The sequence below is a fragment of the Paenibacillus sp. RC21 genome, from assembly GCF_044907935.1.
Classification (GTDB): domain Bacteria; phylum Bacillota; class Bacilli; order Paenibacillales; family Paenibacillaceae; genus Paenibacillus; species Paenibacillus terrae_A.
In genome coordinates, this window is record NZ_JBIYCS010000001.1 from 1,032,092 (window position 1) to 1,049,045 (window position 16,954).

20 protein-coding genes and 1 pseudogene are annotated in these 16,954 nt (G+C 43.6%); 11 read left to right on the plus strand and 10 right to left on the minus strand.

What is annotated here, in order from left to right; translation table 11 throughout:
* Window positions 1-15: 15 nt before the first annotated feature.
* The 7 genes from ABIA61_RS04505 (at window position 16) to ABIA61_RS04535 (ending at window position 4,250) form a co-directional block, all read left to right on the plus strand.
* Window positions 16-375, plus strand: coding sequence for an MFS transporter (locus tag ABIA61_RS04505; RefSeq protein WP_404580411.1), 360 nt, complete (start codon window positions 16-18; stop codon window positions 373-375).
* A 14-nt stretch (window positions 376-389) separates the two neighbouring features.
* A complete protein-coding gene (locus ABIA61_RS04510) occupies window positions 390-1,046 on the plus strand; it encodes an MFS transporter (RefSeq protein WP_404580350.1) in 657 nt (218 codons plus the stop codon).
* 36 nt (window positions 1,047-1,082) lie between these two features.
* Window positions 1,083-1,271: a hypothetical protein gene (locus tag ABIA61_RS04515; RefSeq protein WP_283656067.1), complete on the plus strand. Its 189-nt coding sequence runs from the start codon at window positions 1,083-1,085 to the stop codon at window positions 1,269-1,271.
* Window positions 1,272-1,336: 65 nt separating this feature from the next.
* A complete protein-coding gene (locus tag ABIA61_RS04520) occupies window positions 1,337-1,810 on the plus strand; it encodes a flavodoxin (protein ID WP_404580412.1) in 474 nt (157 codons plus the stop codon).
* Window positions 1,811-1,859: 49 nt separating this feature from the next.
* A complete protein-coding gene (locus ABIA61_RS04525; protein WP_404580351.1) occupies window positions 1,860-2,186 on the plus strand; it encodes a copper amine oxidase N-terminal domain-containing protein in 327 nt (108 codons plus the stop codon).
* 471 nt (window positions 2,187-2,657) lie between these two features.
* Window positions 2,658-3,728, plus strand: a complete 1,071-nt coding sequence (gene xerS / locus ABIA61_RS04530; protein ID WP_283656070.1) for a tyrosine recombinase XerS — start codon at window positions 2,658-2,660, stop codon at window positions 3,726-3,728.
* Between the two features lie 75 nt (window positions 3,729-3,803).
* A complete protein-coding gene (locus tag ABIA61_RS04535; protein WP_404520136.1) occupies window positions 3,804-4,250 on the plus strand; it encodes an MFS transporter in 447 nt (148 codons plus the stop codon).
* Window positions 4,251-4,645: 395 nt separating this feature from the next.
* Here the strand turns inward: ABIA61_RS04535 and ABIA61_RS04540 are convergent, their stop codons facing one another.
* From ABIA61_RS04540 to ABIA61_RS04565, 6 genes and pseudogenes are all read right to left on the minus strand, one after another.
* A complete protein-coding gene (locus tag ABIA61_RS04540) occupies window positions 4,646-5,338 on the minus strand; it encodes a pseudouridine synthase (protein WP_404580352.1) in 693 nt (230 codons plus the stop codon).
* 90 nt (window positions 5,339-5,428) lie between these two features.
* Entirely contained in the window at window positions 5,429-5,623 is a 195-nt protein-coding gene (locus ABIA61_RS04545) for a DUF3934 family protein (protein WP_044647596.1), read from the minus strand.
* Between the two features lie 382 nt (window positions 5,624-6,005).
* A complete protein-coding gene (locus ABIA61_RS04550) occupies window positions 6,006-7,019 on the minus strand; it encodes a FecCD family ABC transporter permease (protein ID WP_404580353.1) in 1,014 nt (337 codons plus the stop codon).
* Entirely contained in the window at window positions 7,016-8,041 is a 1,026-nt protein-coding gene (locus tag ABIA61_RS04555) for a FecCD family ABC transporter permease (RefSeq protein WP_283656073.1), read from the minus strand. Before ABIA61_RS04555 ends, ABIA61_RS04550 begins: the two co-directional genes overlap by 4 nt.
* Before the next feature lie 34 nt (window positions 8,042-8,075).
* The gene (locus ABIA61_RS04560) at window positions 8,076-9,062 is read right to left on the minus strand and encodes an ABC transporter substrate-binding protein (protein WP_404580354.1); all 987 of its coding nucleotides are present in this window, start codon (window positions 9,060-9,062) and stop codon (window positions 8,076-8,078) included.
* A gap of 71 nt (window positions 9,063-9,133) precedes the next feature.
* A pseudogene (locus tag ABIA61_RS04565) lies at window positions 9,134-9,466 on the minus strand (hypothetical protein); the annotation flags it as partial.
* 183 nt (window positions 9,467-9,649) lie between these two features.
* Here ABIA61_RS04565 and ABIA61_RS04570 point away from each other — a divergent pair.
* Together ABIA61_RS04570 and ABIA61_RS04575 are read left to right on the plus strand one after the other, a co-directional pair.
* Complete coding sequence (locus tag ABIA61_RS04570; RefSeq protein ID WP_044647599.1) at window positions 9,650-10,093, plus strand: VOC family protein; 444 nt, start codon at window positions 9,650-9,652, stop codon at window positions 10,091-10,093.
* Window positions 10,094-10,107: 14 nt separating this feature from the next.
* Window positions 10,108-10,536, plus strand: a complete 429-nt coding sequence (locus tag ABIA61_RS04575; protein WP_404580355.1) for a hypothetical protein — start codon at window positions 10,108-10,110, stop codon at window positions 10,534-10,536.
* Between the two features lie 253 nt (window positions 10,537-10,789).
* On the opposite strand, the gene ABIA61_RS04580 is transcribed toward ABIA61_RS04575, so the two are convergent.
* Both ABIA61_RS04580 and ABIA61_RS04585 read right to left on the minus strand, forming a co-directional pair.
* Window positions 10,790-11,188, minus strand: a complete 399-nt coding sequence (locus tag ABIA61_RS04580) for a phosphotransferase (RefSeq protein ID WP_404580356.1) — start codon at window positions 11,186-11,188, stop codon at window positions 10,790-10,792.
* 178 nt (window positions 11,189-11,366) lie between these two features.
* A complete protein-coding gene (locus tag ABIA61_RS04585; RefSeq protein ID WP_283656079.1) occupies window positions 11,367-13,388 on the minus strand; it encodes an NAD(P)/FAD-dependent oxidoreductase in 2,022 nt (673 codons plus the stop codon).
* 439 nt (window positions 13,389-13,827) lie between these two features.
* Between ABIA61_RS04585 and ABIA61_RS04590 the strand changes: the two genes are divergently transcribed.
* Window positions 13,828-14,157 (plus strand): DUF3817 domain-containing protein, encoded by a 330-nt coding sequence (locus tag ABIA61_RS04590; RefSeq protein ID WP_404580357.1) that lies wholly within the window; start codon window positions 13,828-13,830, stop codon window positions 14,155-14,157.
* Between the two features lie 190 nt (window positions 14,158-14,347).
* On the opposite strand, the gene ABIA61_RS04595 is transcribed toward ABIA61_RS04590, so the two are convergent.
* The gene (locus ABIA61_RS04595) at window positions 14,348-14,599 is read right to left on the minus strand and encodes a YolD-like family protein (protein WP_014281611.1); all 252 of its coding nucleotides are present in this window, start codon (window positions 14,597-14,599) and stop codon (window positions 14,348-14,350) included.
* A gap of 183 nt (window positions 14,600-14,782) precedes the next feature.
* Window positions 14,783-15,352: a TetR/AcrR family transcriptional regulator gene (locus tag ABIA61_RS04600; RefSeq protein WP_283656082.1), complete on the minus strand. Its 570-nt coding sequence runs from the start codon at window positions 15,350-15,352 to the stop codon at window positions 14,783-14,785.
* A 128-nt stretch (window positions 15,353-15,480) separates the two neighbouring features.
* Between ABIA61_RS04600 and ABIA61_RS04605 the strand changes: the two genes are divergently transcribed.
* Entirely contained in the window at window positions 15,481-16,944 is a 1,464-nt protein-coding gene (locus ABIA61_RS04605; protein WP_404580413.1) for a DHA2 family efflux MFS transporter permease subunit, read from the plus strand.
* Window positions 16,945-16,954: the final 10 nt, after the last annotated feature.

The window sequence follows — 16,954 nt, forward strand, 5'->3', positions numbered from 1 at the left end:
ACTGCAGGTCAGCTGATCACTGTATTCGCGCTCGGGAATGCAATAGGAACACCTATCGTAATGATAGCTACAGCGAAGATGAACCAGCGCAAGCAATTATTAATGGCGCTTATAATCATCTTGCTCGGAATCGCTTCAACCCTTTCTCTTTCAGGTTTTTTTTTATTGATAGCATCTCGTGTTGTCCTTGGACTCGGGACCGGAATTTTCGTAGTTACAGCGTATTCGCTGGCCTCAAAGCTGGCTTCTCCCGGACAACAGGGCTCTGCGATGTCCAATGTGGCTATGGGATTCAGCTCCTCACTTGTGTTTGGAGTTCCAATCGCCGTATCATCGCAGCCTCCTTTGATTGGAAGACCATATTCTGGGGCATAGGCTTATTATGCCTGGTGGCGGTCTTTTTAGTGGCAAAATTTATTCCGGCGATGGAAGGAGAAGCTTCTGTGCCGTTATCGCGGAGGCTCTCTTTCCTGAAGCAGCCGCGGATTGCCATCACACTGGGTGTGACTTTCTTTGTATTTGTTGGCTTTTCAGTGGTAGATACCTATATTACACCTTTTCTCGCTGCAGTGATGCCAACGATGGAAAGTAAGATGAGTGTCATCCTGCTAACCTTAGGGATAGGAAGCTTAATGGGATCCAGATTAGGCGGCTTCCTGGCGGATCGCATTGGCATTATTCGTACGCTTTTCTGTTCGATGGCGGTACAGGCTCTTGCCTTGGTGCTGCAATCCGCCTTCTCTGGATGGATAATCGCAACCATAGTGTTCCTTATGGTTTGGGAAATCGCCGTCTGGACGTTCGGCCCAACCCAGAATTTCAATCTCGTATTGCTTGCTCCTGAGGCTTCCAGTATTGTTCTAAGTTTAAACAGCTCGTTCGTACAGCTGGGCTTTGCTGCAGGAGCGGGAATAGGCGGTATAGCAATTGGAAGCTTTTCAATATTGAATATCCCTTGGATCAGTGCCATTTCGGTAGTAATTGCTGCCGCTATCGCAGTTCTATCGCTAAGCCGGGGCCGTTCATTTGTAAAATCGCAAGGATAATTTCCCAAAGAGAAAACAGTGAAGGAAGCGACCGATTTGACAAAATGCAGAACGATTTCCTTACTTTTGGTTCTTGCGTTATCGATGACACTGCTTGCAGCATGTACTGACAACAGCGCCGAAGAACTGCCGAATATTGCATCCAGCCAAAGCCACTCCCTGTTCCAACAGAAAGCAAGTTTGCTGAGGGACAGGCTGACAGTGGACACGGTAAAGCTCTCGTAGTTTATTTCACTAAAGTAGGAACTATCTCCTCAACTGAAGATGCAGATGCGGTATCCTCGGCAAGTCTGAGAGTCGGTGATTCAAGTACAGCTGGAACTACAGAAGTGATTGCTGGTATGGTGCAGGCAGCAGTGGACGGCGATCTTTTCCGGATTGAGACAGTAACGCCTTATCCAGAAGATTATGAAGCAACGGTGAAGCAGGCGACAGAAGAAAGAACGGCAGGGTACAAGCCGCCGCTAAAAACCAAAGTGGAAAATATGGATGACTACGATGTCGTGTACCTGGGACATCCCATCTGGGGAATGAGCCTCCCTGCGCCAATTGTTTCTTTCTTATCGGAATATGATTTTTCGGGCAAAACCATCATCCCCTTTTGCACGCATGCGGGGTATGGGCCGGGGCAGACTGTTTCAGCCATAAGAGCGCTTGTTCCTGGGGCAACTGTTCTTGATGGCTTTGATATAGAGCGCACTGAAGTCTCAAACGCAGAAGAAGCTGTATCCGCGTGGCTGCGTGAAATCGGGATGGATGTGTGAACTAATCCGGAGCACTCCGGTAAATAATAATCGAAAGGCGGGATAGATGATGCGTGAAAATTGGAGACCTTATGTAGTTACAATTCTATTGCTGGCTTCTCCATTAACCTTCGGATGGAATCATGTGGAAGCAGAGGGTGCTGACCAGAAGGAGATCGTTCTGCGGGCTGGCGATCCTTCGGTTAAGATCAATGGCACAGAAATCGTGCTGGCTACAGCACCTAAATCAATAGGCAACAGTATTTACGTACCGCTCCGGTTTATTGGAACCCAGTTGGGAGCTGACGTTCAGTGGCTGCAGCAGGAGAAATCCGTGAAATATGAGACATCAGAAATGAATATCCAGCTGTGGATAGACCAAAAAAGGCAGTTGTGAACGGAAAAGAAATTTTCAGGTGGCCATTGGACTTCAACGACTTGAATGGATAGAGCAAAATATTGTTGGCAAATTCATTGCAACCAAACAGTACGATATAAAAAATCAGCAAAGGTAGCCAATCTTAAATGGAACAGACTAAGTGAGTCAGAGAAATTAGCACTCCAGGAATTTTATTTGGCTGGCATCAAGGCATACTTAAGTTTTAGTCCAAACAGAGTTAATCGTAACCAAAGAGAAGAGGATCTCCTTTTTGTTGCTTCCACTGATCTAAGAGCGCGTATATGTCATTGTTGACGATGTTCTTTCTGTAAGCACTGAGATGATCTATTCTACCTGATTGAGAAATGTTTTTATTGTAAGAACATATTCCTGTTATCCTACGAAATTGGATATAATAATTACGTAAAATAATAATTTGACGAATAAATAATAATGAGATATATTGGATTCACGGAGGTTCGTACATATATGGATAAACAGATGAAAATTCACTACATGCAACGAATTGATGAGAAACTGTCTGATTTACCTTGGTATGTTACAGAATATATAGATAGCAAAAAACGCAAATTATCTCCAACGACACTTCTTAATTATTGCCATGATTACATTATCTTTTTTGATTGGCTTATCGCTGAGAATATAACTTCATCAATTCGGAAAGAAATACACTTAGAAACACTGGAGCGATTAACCATTCGTGAAGCGGAAAACTTTTTGTCATTCCTGGATTATCAGCTTGGAAACAAGAAGCTTACGATTAATCGTAAATTATCCTCGCTAAAATCTTTGTTTGATTACCTTCAGAACAAGGCTGAAACCAGTGACCTGAAGCCTTATATTCAACGAAATGTTATGGCCAAAATGGATTTGAATGCCGTAAAAGAAAGCCAAGAAACCATTGCAAACCGTATTGAAGGAAAGATCCTTAGAGATGATGATTTTGAATTGTTCAGACAATTTGTAGCCTATGATTTTGGCGAAAAGCATAAAGACAATAAACGGATCTTTACGTTTCATCAATTTAACCGTGAACGTGACACTGCGATTGTTTCGTTGATATTGGGTTCTGGGCTTAGATTATCCGAGGTTGCAGGCATTAATATGGATGACCTAGATATGAATAAAGCTTTAGTCCGAGTGATACGCAAAGGTGATAAAGAACAATACGTGTACTTTAGCAAACAAGCTTTAATGGATCTGGAAAGTTATTTGCAGGTCAGAGAATCAAGATATATACCAGAAAAACACGAAAACTATTTATTCATTGCAGCTCCTGTAGGCCGTAAAGGAAAAAGCCGGCGTTTAACACAACGCTCAATTGAAAAGCTGATTGAAAAATATGCGACTGGGTTTGGAAAACCCTCTTTAACAGTGCATTCGCTTAGACACTCCTTTGCAACTCGATATCATCTCGAAAATAACGATGTACCAAGATTAAAGAATCAATTAGGACATTCATCTATTCAAACAACAATGATTTATACTCACTTAACAGACGAAGAGATGCGTAATGCTGTAAATAACATGGATCGATAAACCCGCGGTACTACGCGGTTTTTCTTAGACATATGCACAAAATCCGTATTTTAATCAAATGTCTGTAATAGAACTTTGAACTTTCTCCTGTTTAGCGTCATCCTTGGCTGTAAACAGATAGGTCAAGTTGGACTCTCCATTCGTAAGAGGTATAATGAGCATATTTTATTTTATCCGGGCATGATCTTCTTTGCACTTGGATTATTTCTGTTAAGTCAGGCCCATACGGGCTCTTGGGTCATGATTGCAAGTGTTTTCTCCGGTATAGGATATGGAGCGCTGTTTTCTTGCCTACAAGCTACTATACTAAAGCTATCTCCATCTGATCGCACAGGGGTTGCAAACGGTACATTCTTTTTGCTATTTGATCTTGGGTATGGCGTGGGCACCTATGTTATGGGGATCATCGCTTCTTACTCAAGCTACAGTTTAATGTATATGTCTGCTGCTGGTATTGCGATCGTTTCTCTTATTCTGTACTATGTTCTACATCATCGCCAAGTACAATATGACGTCATGTAGACAATTAGGAAGAATGTTCTGTTCAACTGCAGTAAGCTGCAAAACTCCTCTTTTTGTTTATTGGGAAAATGGGAAAACATATGTGCCGTACCTTACAAATACAAATGAGACAGACCGTGTTGAATTTTGAAATAAGAAGAGCCTACAAAACCACTCACATGTGATTTTGTAGGCTTTTCTGGATTGATCCAGGCGATTTTGCAAAGAACCCTGAATGTGTTTGGGTTGCTCTACGAGTATCTCAAGTAGTACCTCAAGTTTGGGCGGTTCCTCATTCCAATCAGCGGCTTTAGTCCCTTTGTAAATAATCGGTCAAAATTTTCAGGGAGTTGCATAGCCTCACCAATAAATTGAAACGCAAACTTCTCCTGATATTCCTTCCACAGCATTGATTGTTATCTCAACGTAGAAAGAAGCACCTTTAGCTCCTCCCCATCCAGATGTCTCCATTCTCCCCGTTCCAGCTCGTTCAAGGAAATATTCATGATCCGGATACGCTCCAGCTTCAGCACCCTGAACCCCAAAGCCTTGCACATTCTGCGGATTTGCAGATTCAGGCCCTGGGTCAAAATAATGCGAAACTCATATTCACCTTGCTGGTAAACGTCACATGGTTTAGTGATGACGTTTAATATTTCAACACCGCGGGACATAGCCTGCGTAAACTCGCTTGTAACAGGTTTGTCCACGGTCACCACATATTCTTTCTCATGACCATGCTCAGAACGCATCATTTTATTAACGATATCTCCGTCATTCGTTAGTAAAATCAACCCCTCCGATGCCTTATCCAGCCTGCCAATGGCAAAAATCCGTGAAGGGAAGTTTACATAACTAATAATATTGCCAGCAACCTGTTCCGCCGCCGTACACACAATGCCGATGGGCTTATTCAGGGCCAAATATACAGGCTCGCTATTATTAACCGGAATCGTTTCCCCATCAATCAGTACGGAATCCTGCGGCTCTACATTCGCTCCAGCTTCGCAAACCGTGCCATTAATCGTGATTCGCCCGGCTGCAATCAATCTATTCGTTTCCCTGCGTGAGCAGAACCCCGTTTCGCTTATGTACTTATTAATTCGCACTATTCACCTGCTTACTTCGAATTAAAAACACCTGATTGCTTTTGCCAAATCAGGTGTTCACCTTTTTGAACTACGATATACTTGCCCGGCTTACTTACTTCTGCCGCCGCTTTTATTACCACTTGGTTTGGTACTGCCGCCTTTTGCGCTGCCTGCGGCTTTACTTCCCGGCGCACCTGTAGAAGCGTTTTTGACCCTTGTGGGCTTCGCTGTTTTGTTCCAACGTGTCCAGCCCTTACTACCTGTACCTCTGCCGGTTCCGCCGCCCTTACTTTTTGCACCCATGTGATCACTCCAATAGTAGTCGTTCAGATTTAACTAAGCCATCATACCATTACTTCGGATATAATGCCTGCTTGTTTTTAAAATATATCTCTGTGAATCAAAAAAGTTCTAGCAAAACCGGCGTTAATAATATCAGCATGTTGCATCATTCGATTCCCAACGCTTGGAAGTACAATAGATAGACGAGCTAAACCTTTTCGATCTCTATATTGCTGATTTGAAATCGCTCTTGGGATTGTTGCAAAATGCTCAAATAAATATGTCATCTTAGCAGCATATGTATTCCCGATATTTCACTATTCTATCATTCAAATTAAAAAGGCGTTAACTCGAAGCAAGCTCACAGCTCATATCGGTTAACGCCCTTTGGGTTATATATGGATCAGCTGGCCTTCGACAACAAATAAAGGAAATAAGGCGTCACCAGGATCGTGATAATGATGCCTGTCGGGATATCTGCTCCAAAACTGATCGTGCGGGTGATCGTATCCGCGATCAGAATGACCAGCGCCCCTATTAATGCCGTGGTAGGCAGCAATAGCTTATGATTAGGCCCTACCAGCTTGCGCGCCAGATGTGGACTAACCATCCCTACAAAAAAGAAGTTCCCGCCAAGGGCTACGCTACCAGAGGCGAGTGCCACCGCAGCAATAGTAAGACCAATAAATTCCCCTTTGATCGCTACACCGAGTCCCGATGCTGTCTGGTTCCCCAAGTTCAACGCATTAAGAGTGTACGACTTATAAAAGACGTAAAAACTAATGATGAGCACCCAAGGAAGCAGTACCATAATGTAGCTCCAGTCATCTCCCCACAGGCTTCCAGCCTGCCAGCGCAAAGCAAAATCATATTGCTTCTCGTCCAGCTTCAGTGTAATCATTAATGACAATGCGGAGTAACCACTGCCCATAGCAACGCCTGTTAAAATCAAGCCGGTTGGTGAAATTTCTTTCCTCCGCCTATAGGCGAACAAGAAAATAAGAATCGCGGCTACAATGCCCCCTGCAAAGGCCAGTCCCGGCAGGACGATGGGCGAAAACAATCCCTCACTGGCGAATACAGTAACATACAAAAGTACGAACAAGCCAGAGCCGGAACTGATTCCCAGCGTACCAGGACTGGCCATGTCGTTTTTAAGTAAGCTTTGCATAATACAACCCGAAATAGCCATACCAATGCCGACCAATATACCTAGAACGATACGCGGCAGGCGAAAATCAAATACAATCAGATTCTGCTTGCGAGTCCCTTCACCAATGATAACCTTGAATACTTCCATAGGGGACAGATTCATCTTGCCCACATTCATACTGAGTACCGCCACCAGGATCGTCAGCACAACTAACAATACAATAATCCCTATACTTCTGGCAGTTGCATTGCGAGGCTGGTTCAACTAAACTCCCTCCTTTGCTTACGCACAAGGTAGAGAAAATAAGGTACACCCACCAATGCAAAGATAATACCCAGCGGTGTTTCATGGGGGCGGTTAATAAGTCTTCCCAGCAAATCCGCTGCTACTAAAAAAACTCCACCGTACAGTGCTGAAGCCGGAATGATATACCGATAATCCGTTCCGATCAGATGACGCATGATGTGCGGTACAATCAGACCCACAAAACCAATGGGACCCACCACAATGACAGAAAGCCCTGTGAGCACCAAGACAATTAAGGTCGAAAAGCCTTTGATTCTATTGGCATGAATACCCAAGCCTGATGCTACATCCTCTCCGAAGCTTAAGATCGTGATGGAGGGAGAAAGAATAATGGCACAGATCACACCCAATATGAATAAGGGCGCAATGATAGCCAATTCGTTCCACTGGGCGCTGGCTGTACCACCTGCCGTCCAATAATCAAGTGCTTGGCCGATCTTATATTTAATAGCAATAAAAGAACTAAACGCACCAAAAAGCATGGAGATGGACATTCCAGCTAACACCAGACGCTGAGGGGTCATCCCCCGTTTACCTATAGATGCAATATAATACGTAATTCCAGTAGTCACTGCCGCACCCAGACAGGAATACAGCATCGTTTCTGCATAGGTGCGACCGGGTAAAAAGGCCATACATAACGCGATAGCAAATGTCGATCCTGAGCTAATACCAATGAGCCCAGAGTCTGCCAGCGGGTTACGGGTAGTTCCCTGCATAATGGCCCCGCAAACCGCCAGACTGCACCCTACAATGATGTCAGCCACCGTACGCGGGAAACGCAGAGTGTGAATAATCTGATGCTCTGTAATACCAGGATCAAACTGAAACACAGCGCCCCATGCTAATTTCAGGCTCATTTCCGCGGCTCCAAAGGTAATAGAAGCTGCGGTTACCAGCAGCAGTAGGATCAGACCTAAGATCATGTATCCTATAAAATGAAGTGTTCCTTTTTTGTTTTGCTCTTTGTGAGTAGACATACATTACATCCTTAATGGGTCAATTATGCTCTGCTTACTTCGTCTTTTCCAGCAATCTGTTTGTGATATAGTCCAATTGCCCCGTCATGCTCAAAACGTCAGAGTAGTAAAACAGGCCTGCATAATCCGCTGGAATCTCGATGATATTCCCATTTTTTACGGCCGGGATACTGCTCCATATTTTCGTTTTTGCAAACTGAGATTCCTTGCCTTCCTGCTTGAACCAGAGGACATAGTCGCCAAAATATTCAGCAGCCACTTCATAGGATAAAGATCCTCTGCTCTCTCCTGAATCTTTTACTAACTTTTCGAGTTTTTTCGGTTTGTGAAGTCCGATATAGTCATACAGCAACGTTCCGCCGCGTGAGCCTGTTTCATAATATACTCCGTAGGAGTCGCTACCCCAATCCTCGAATATACTAAAGGTTTTGTCTTTGAAAATGTCGGATTTTAATTTTTCCTTAGCGTCATTGAGCTTGCTTTCAAAGGTAGCAATCGCCTTGTCAGCTTCTGCCTCATGACCTGTGGCCTGTCCCAAAAATTTGCCCCGTTCAAGTGCTGTCATTTTATTTTCAGGCATCACCAAGACGGGCGCAATTTTGGACAGCTTGTCATAATCCTTTGTGTCATATGTAATGATCAAGTCAGGATCATACTTCATGATTTCCTCGGATTCCCACTTTTCAATATTTGGAACTCCATTTAGCTTATCGAAAAAAGGCATGGTTTTTTGCGACCAGCCTGATACCGCAGCCGGTGTCAGGCCCACTGTAAATACGTCCCCAATATACCAGTTGACCACCACACGTTGAGGATTGGCAGGTACCTCAACATCTCCCATGACTGTGGATACGGTACGGGTACCAGAGTCCGTGCTTGCCTCCTTTTTCGTGTCGGTCGCAGACTGCTTGGTAGAGGACTCGGAGGTACCTCCAACGTTGCCGCAGCCCGAAAGAACCAAGATCCAAACAGTAAATACACATAAAAACATGTAAAACCTCTTGTTCATCTTGCTATTCATTCTTTAAAACCCCTTTAGTATATAGTCATTGTAGCTTTACTTAAAATTAGTGATATTGATAATCATTATCACTAATATAAAATTGTAAATTTCTCCTTGCTACTTGTCAACCCTTTCTTCGAATTTGTTACTTTTGTATCACAAAATACATATGTCCTGTTTTTGATCATCCAATAAACATATCTGCCGTTTCTTGCATAAGTTTGCTCAACATTTGAACGTAAAGCAGAACAAAACAGGCTACCTTTTAAGGGCAACGTGTTTTCTAAGTACCCTTTTTTTTGGGTCAGCGTGATTCTTCCCTCTATGCCGATGCACTGTCCTTCGAACGGATATACAATGAATAATTTATTCGTAGCAATATCTACCCAGGTCAGATACGTCATATATCGAAAATCGATGGATAGATACCGCCGATCTCACGAAACGCATTATCCATGATAGATACCAATTCCATTCGGATACTTTTCGTATATTTTAGATGTTGTTCCTTATTATCGAAGTTAGTATTTTTGTTTATGTACAGGTAAATAATAAATGTTGAAACCACAGTCTGTTCAACTAATTAACCCGAAGGAGTGATTCGTATGTCCATTGATGTTTACCTTAATTTTAATGGGAACTGCCGTGAAGCAGCGGAATTTTACGCAGAAGTATTTGAAACGGATAAACCAGAAATCATGACCTTTGGTCAAACGCCGCCTAACCCTGAATATCAGCTGCCAGAAGAAGCAAAAGATTTAGTCATGCATACACGCCTTGATATCGATGGGAGTAATGTTATGTTTTCTGATGTTTTTCCTGGCATGCCTTTTGTTGTCGGGAACAATATAAGCCTCTCCTTCGTCAATAAGGACATTGATAAAATTAAATCACTATTTGATAAACTGAAAGAAGGTGGAGAAGTAGGCATGGAACTTCAAGAAACATTTTGGAGTAAATGCTATGGCAGTCTTAAAGACAAATTCGGAATTGAGTGGCAGTTGAATTGTGAAAGTGAAGAAACAGACGAGGAAGCTCCTGAAAAATAGTTTGGAACAGGAGATTGAATAGAGTATGGACGAAAGCATCGGCTATTCTATTGGTAGTGGTATCCCTGTTATTCAACGGAACGTACGCGCTCGCAGCTTCAGCATCAACTTATGTAGTTACGTTCCAGCAAGCAACCTTGGTATCGAATGACCATGTAGGCAACGATTGGGCCATTGCAGCCGAGGTAGGGGGCAAATCAGTTGATGAAGGCAGCAGCGTGAAGGTTAAGGTCAGCCCGAGCGGCAGCATTAAGCTGTACGCTTATGCCGATGAGCCGGATAAAATCCCTGACGAAGGCGAAGCCAGCAAAAATGTAAAAGTCTCCACCATTTCCGCCAAAGGTTCTACTGTCAGACTAAGAGTCATCGTAACCGAAAACCGCGGACGCTATTCGGGTAATCAGGCGGTTTGGGAATTCACGTACAAGATCAAAAAGCAATAATAGAATTAAAAACAGACCGTCACTCTAAGAGCGGCGGTCTTAGCTTTTACAAAGAACCTGTAATCTTTATTAGTCAACGCATAACTTTATTCAGTCAGGCCGTAATGTTCTTCAATCTGTCTTATGGATAAGGGATTTTATATCAATAGCTTCTTTAAGTCATTGGGGGTAGCTGGAAAAGTACCATTTGGGTATGTACGTTTGAAATTCATCATAGGCATCCAACACCACCTCAGCGCGATGCACCATATCGTCAACCTCTTCCTGACCAAATGGAATGGCCCAGTGAATGGATTTCACCTGCCTGGACACCGAATTGATACTGATCGTTAGCATTTAAGGCGGGAATAATCTTCTCTGCATCTTCTCCCTCAATCCAGGTAAATAAGGAATATACAGACTCGCCATGATTGCAAATCCCGAAATCAAGCGGTCGGGACATTAAAATGCCCTTTAGATAGTCCAGTTTTTTAACAGATTCATACTCCCATTTTTTCTTTTCATATTGGGATACATCCGACACTCGAAGTAGTAGCTCCCTGTTATCTTTTGTTTTGATATCGTATTTTTTATCTTTGGACCAGCCTTTATGGACTTCTTCTACTGTATTCCATGTATAGGCATCCGGTATTTCGCTAAACATGTTAATCATTTCGTTACACCTCCTGTGGGACAATAGGCTCTTGAAGCAATAGGGTTATAGTATGTATGATTTTGCCCTTATAGTTTACTAATCTTTCCCTGATAATGCCACTAAAAAAAGAAAATCCCCCTCTGCTACGCTGATAGGCTTATTTCAAGCCCAAGTCAGTAGCAAAGGAGGTCAATACTTAGTAAGAATAAGAAAACTCATTTTTGAATTCATCCACCCGTTGGATGATATGCAGAATATTCCGGCCTTCGCGGGTACCATCAATAATACGACGAGCTTGTTTACTGTCCCCGATATTCACGACTTCCACTTGATGTTCCTTACCGTATTCGAGCAAGCTGTCCATAAGCGGACTGAATGAGCGCATTCCCAAGCATACGAAACCGAGATCAAAAGGAATCTCAAACTCCTGTTCTCCGTGTTTTACTTTGAAACGGTCGCTGCATACTTCTGTCAAAGCAGTTTCCGTATGAACGTTCACTTCCCGTTCCTCAACCATTTTCATCATGGAAATACGAGTAATCATATCCAGGTCTTTGCCCAGTAACGGCATCATTTCAATAATGGAAACTTCTTGAGCACCACGTTCTGCGTAATATTCGACAACGTCCAATCCCACGGCTCCGCCACCTACTACAGCAATACGTTTGCCTTCAAACTCTTGGAAGTTCTCCATATTGTGCAAAAGATCAAAGATAGAGAATACTTTGGCACCCGGTTTACCCAATTGATCATGCAATCCCGCAATCGGCGGAAGCAGTGGTTTGGCACCTGTTGCATTTACAATAATATCGGGATTTAAAGCCGTAATCATCGGCAGATCCGCTTGGGTTCCTGTGATAATATCCAGATTGGTCAGTTGTTTGGTGCGTTGAATCAGATAATCGGGGAAATCATTAATACGCGTTTTGTCCGGCAATCGTGCAATATCACGAGCCAAGCCACCCAATTCTGGTTTTTCTTCAAAAAGGGTTACTTTGCAGCCTACTTCTGCCGCTGTACATGCCGCTTCTAGCCCTGCGGTACCCCCACCAATCACAACAACTTGAACGTTATTCTTAACGTGTTGTTTCCGGTATTCAGCTTCTCTGAACAGGTCAGGATTTACCGTACAGCAAATTGGTTTGCTCTTGGAAATACGGTGATCGGCACAGCCGATGTTGCAAGAAATACATTTTCTAAGCAATTCTTCATGGCCATTCTGCACTTTAAGTACCCAGTTCGGTTCTGCGATCAGTCCTCTTCCCATAGCCAGAAGATCAGCGTCGCCTCTCTCCAAAATATCCTGCGCAGCTTGCGGACTCCGAATATTACCTGAGGTCATGGTGACCTTACCGAATTTGTCTTTTACCGCTTTGGCCATATAAGAGCGCCAGCCATCCGGCAGGTTCATTCCATCAATCTGGAACTGGATGGAATCATTCAGAGCAGCAGACACGTTCAGAATATCTACCTCATCATTCAAATACTCCAGCAATACCAAGGTATCTTCCAGTGTGTTGCCGCCTTCTGTGAACTCTTCCGCACTAAAGCGTAAGCAGATCGGGAAGAATGGGCCAACCACCGAACGAATTTCATCAATCACCAATCTGGCAAAGCGTGTGCGGTTTTCTGCGCTGCCACCAAATTCATCCGTACGTTTATTATACATAGGGGACAGGAACTGACTCAGCAAGTAGGAATGACCCGCATGTATTTCCACGCAGTCAAAGCCGGCCCGTTGCGCTCTTCCCGCTGCCTCTCCGTATTTGCGTACAATGGCGTAAATTTCTTCTTTTTGCAAAGGTCTTGGAATCGCTCCACCCTTTTTAGAAGGAATATTTGAAGAAGATACAGGCTGAACTCCATTCAATCTCCCAGCATAAGCGGAAGCACCTGCGTGGTTAATTTGGACAGAGACGCAAGCTCCATAAGAGTGCAGGGCTTCTGTTAATCTAAACAATCCGGGAATAAACTGATCATTATCCATACGCAACTGGGTCGTTCCGTTCGTACCCATTGGGAAATCCAGACAAACATTTTCTACGGTTATCAGGCCGGTACCACCTTTGGCCCGTTGCACGTAATAGTCAATATGATCCTGAACGAAGCTTCCATCCATAGCCGCAAAGTTAGTGCCCATCGGCGGCATAACAATCCGGTTTTTTAACGTCATACGACGTATTGTCAGAGGTTCAAAAATAGCAGGATAGTGGTTCATTGTTCTTCCTCCTTGCGAGTTTGCAGATTTCATGTTCAAGTTTTCATCAAAGCATTCTCATATGTGATTTTTTTCACTTTTAGGAATGTGGAGGTACTTTTGAGTACGACCGTTCCTTATGACTTGATTTTATATCATCTGATCTATAAATTCTAATGCTATTTTATGTTCTGAATCATAGTTTCATTCTATGGATCGAGTCATGTTTTTATTCCAGTGCCTGCCTCCCGGCCTGTTCTTTTGAAGCCGAAGTGTACACGCTCAATCCGTCCTTCGCTCACATCCCTGTCGAACAGCTTGCACATTTGATCAAGTCCTTTTCCTTAAAAACGAAGAAAAAGCTGTAAATATTCAATAAATCGTAACTTTCTACCGTTTAACAAAATCATTTTATAGGCTATATTAAATTTTAAGTAATAGTAACAAGGGAGGTTTATTCATGTTCAAAAATGTTTTTAAGACATTTGGCGTCATTGGTAATATTGAAGCGATTTCATATCTGTTGCTCGTATGTATCGCTATGCCGCTTAAATACGCAGCCGGGATGCCGCAAATGGTAAGATGGGTCGGTATGATCCATGGTATACTGTTCGTGATTTATGTAGTTGCGATTGTGGTCATGCTGATTTTGCGAAAGCTTTCGGTACTGCAAGGGCTTGTGGCCCTGATTGCCTCATTGCTGCCATTCGGGCCTTTCATTTTTGACCGTAAGGTACTGAAGAAAGCCGAAGCGCGCGATAATGGTGCTACTCCGGTAAAAGCTACATAGGGAAGTCAAAGAAAAGACTCTGTTGACATAAGGATTCTATAGCACAAAAAACACGGCTTTTTCGAGGTTACATAACCCCGGAACGGCCGTGTTTTTGCTCACGTTAACAAACAAAGAAGCAGCGCCAATAATATATCGCTTCAGACAATTTCATTGCTTCCTATTATGTAAAATGGTATATAAACCCTGCTTAATCTCTTGGGTAATTCACACTCATGATATCCATAAAAGGAACTTTGTCCGTTTCACCATTACTCTCTACATGCACCCTGCCCGTTCTCGGGTCCATTTTAACGATCTGCCCGCGGGTTGTCTCCTGGCGCCCCCATACGGTCAACACAACTTCGGATTGCTCTTGCTGCGCTTCTGCAAGCTGGTTCCCAATTTCCTCCAGCACAAATTCATCCCGGGTAGGCCGTTTGGCCACCTTCGCCTTTGCCACTTGCTTTCACCCTTCCTTTACTGCAAAATCAAATTCATTCCATTTTACCATACTTTTCATCATTTGGTGCTGGTAATCTGAGTTAATTCGTGGCACTTGCGTATAAAAAAAGAGCCGATTTCTCACGAACAAGATAATCGGCTCTCAAAGCTGGTCAGCCAGGAAGCAATTCCATATCCTTTTTTATTTGATCAGCTGTGGAATGTAATCCGCTACATTATAAATAGGTGCGCTGCTCTGCTGAGTAAGAGCTAGAATTAAGGCACCTTCCAGCATTGAAATAATAAGTACCGCCAGACTATGTGCCTTTTCCTCTGTCCATCCCGCTGTCTGAAGACGTTCCATATAGATATGTTGCCAATCTGTAAACGTATTCACGCAGGCACGCCGCAAAGATTCGCTGATGCAGGAAGTTTCCGCAGCAGCCCAAAATCCCATAGGCATAAAGCCATTAAAGTTCGTTTGGTCCGCTTCCTCAGCTGCATTGCGGATGAAATCCTGTATGGCGAGCACAGGGTCCTCTTTCCCTGATAGCGTTTCTTTCAACTTTTTCTTAATAAACTCATTCCCTCTTCTGATGCACTCCAAAGCCAATTCCTCTTTGCCACGCGGAAAATAATAATAAAGCGAGCCCTTCGGTGAGCCACTCTCCGCAAGAATCTGATTGAGTCCGGTAGCATGGTAGCCCTGATGAAAAAAGAGCTTAGAAGCGGTTTGTACAATATTTTCATATGATTCGGGTTTAGCAGCCATATACAGCATCCTTATAATATTTAAATTTTTTTGACAAAAAAATAACTTCACGTTTATTATATATAGACCGATCACTATAATTCAATACCCATCAATTTTATTGGAGGAACAAAAACAACATGAGTACAATGAGTCAAACAAGCCCTCCGTCTGATCCCAAGACGTTCAAGGTGCTGCCTATTATGATTGCCCTGCTGCTTAGCGGCTTTATCGGAATGTTCAGTGAAACGGCGTTGAACATTGCGCTGAATGATTTGATGCAGATTTTGCACATTACAACAGCAACAGCCCAATGGCTGACCACGGCCTTTCTGCTGACACTCGGTATTTTGGTACCTGTATCGGGTTTGCTGCTTCAAACCTTTACGACAAGACAGCTTTTCGTCACATCACTGCTGTTCTCTATTGCAGGCTGTCTCGTTGCTGCGTTAGCACCAACCTTTTCAGTGCTATTGATCGCACGCATTCTTCAAGCCGTCGGTACGGCGCTGTTATTACCGTTGATGTTTAACACCATCTTGATCATCTTCCCGGCTGAAAAGAGAGGCGCAGCTATGGGGATCATCGGATTGGTTATTATGTTTGCTCCTGCGGTGGGACCTACGATTGCGGGTCTGGTGCTGCAAAATCTGTCCTGGCACTGGATTTTCTGGATTTCCCTTCCGTTTCTGATTCTTTCGCTGATTTGCGGTATCCTGTTTATGCAAAATGTTTCGGAGATTACAAAGCCGAAAATTGACATTCCATCTATCCTGTTATCTTCCATTGGCTTCGGTGGTGTTGTGTTCGGTTTCAGTAAATCCGGAGAAGGCGGCGAAGGCTGGGCTAGCCCGGTTGTTTTGCTCCCTCTGATCATCGGATTGGTATCTTTGATTCTGTTCTCTGTACGCCAGTTAAAAATGAAGCAGCCTATGTTGAATTTGCGCGTCTTTAAATATCCGATGTTTGTTATCGGAGTTGTGATGGTCTTCCTGTGTATGATGACGATCCTTTCTACAATGCTGATTCTCCCACTCTTTTTGCAAAAAGGGCTGGCCCTGTCCGCGCTGTCCGCAGGATTGGTGCTTCTGCCCGGCGGAATTATCAATGGTCTGTTGTCACCCATCATGGGTTCCCTGTTCGATAAATTCGGTCCAAAATGGCTCGTTATTCCGGGACTTGTGATCGTTGCCGCTGTCTTGTTTTTCCTATCCGGCATTACGACGACATCAGCTATCGTACTCATTATTGTGCTGCATAGCTGCCTGATGATCGGCATTTCCATGATCATGATGCCTGCTCAGACGAACGGTCTGAATCAGTTGCCGATGGATCTGTACCCGGATGGTACAGCCATTATGAGTACGCTCCAGCAAGTTGCCGGTGCAATCGGTACAGCCGTGGCGGTCAGCATTCTCTCCAAGGGCATGGAAAGCTATTTGAGTCAATCCAGCATGCCGAAATCTGTAGAAGAATTGGCGAATGCTATGGCGTTTGGATCACAGAATTCTTTCTTCTTTGCCATGATCGTCAGTGTAATTGGATTAATTCTTGCGTTCTTCATTCGCAGAGTTCATGTAGAAAAAGGGGCTGCTCAAGCTCCCATGCATTAATAGATAATTT

What these genes read in the sequence shown, in the direction of transcription:
- ABIA61_RS04525 (WP_404580351.1), top strand. Translation starts at nt 1,860, where the DNA reads ATGCGTGAAAATTGGAGACCTTATGTAGTTACAATTCTATTGCTGGCT.
- xerS (WP_283656070.1), top strand. Translation starts at nt 2,658, where the DNA reads ATGGATAAACAGATGAAAATTCACTACATGCAACGAATTGATGAGAAA.
- ABIA61_RS04545 (WP_044647596.1), bottom strand. Translation starts at nt 5,623, where the DNA reads ATGGGTGCAAAAAGTAAGGGCGGCGGAACCGGCAGAGGTACAGGTAGT.
- ABIA61_RS04555 (WP_283656073.1), bottom strand. Translation starts at nt 8,041, where the DNA reads ATGTCTACTCACAAAGAGCAAAACAAAAAAGGAACACTTCATTTTATA.
- ABIA61_RS04560 (WP_404580354.1), bottom strand. Translation starts at nt 9,062, where the DNA reads ATGAATAGCAAGATGAACAAGAGGTTTTACATGTTTTTATGTGTATTT.
- ABIA61_RS04570 (WP_044647599.1), top strand. Translation starts at nt 9,650, where the DNA reads ATGTCCATTGATGTTTACCTTAATTTTAATGGGAACTGCCGTGAAGCA.
- ABIA61_RS04580 (WP_404580356.1), bottom strand. Translation starts at nt 11,188, where the DNA reads ATGATTAACATGTTTAGCGAAATACCGGATGCCTATACATGGAATACA.
- ABIA61_RS04585 (WP_283656079.1), bottom strand. Translation starts at nt 13,388, where the DNA reads ATGAACCACTATCCTGCTATTTTTGAACCTCTGACAATACGTCGTATG.
- ABIA61_RS04590 (WP_404580357.1), top strand. Translation starts at nt 13,828, where the DNA reads ATGTTCAAAAATGTTTTTAAGACATTTGGCGTCATTGGTAATATTGAA.
- ABIA61_RS04600 (WP_283656082.1), bottom strand. Translation starts at nt 15,352, where the DNA reads ATGGCTGCTAAACCCGAATCATATGAAAATATTGTACAAACCGCTTCT.
- ABIA61_RS04605 (WP_404580413.1), top strand. Translation starts at nt 15,481, where the DNA reads ATGAGTCAAACAAGCCCTCCGTCTGATCCCAAGACGTTCAAGGTGCTG.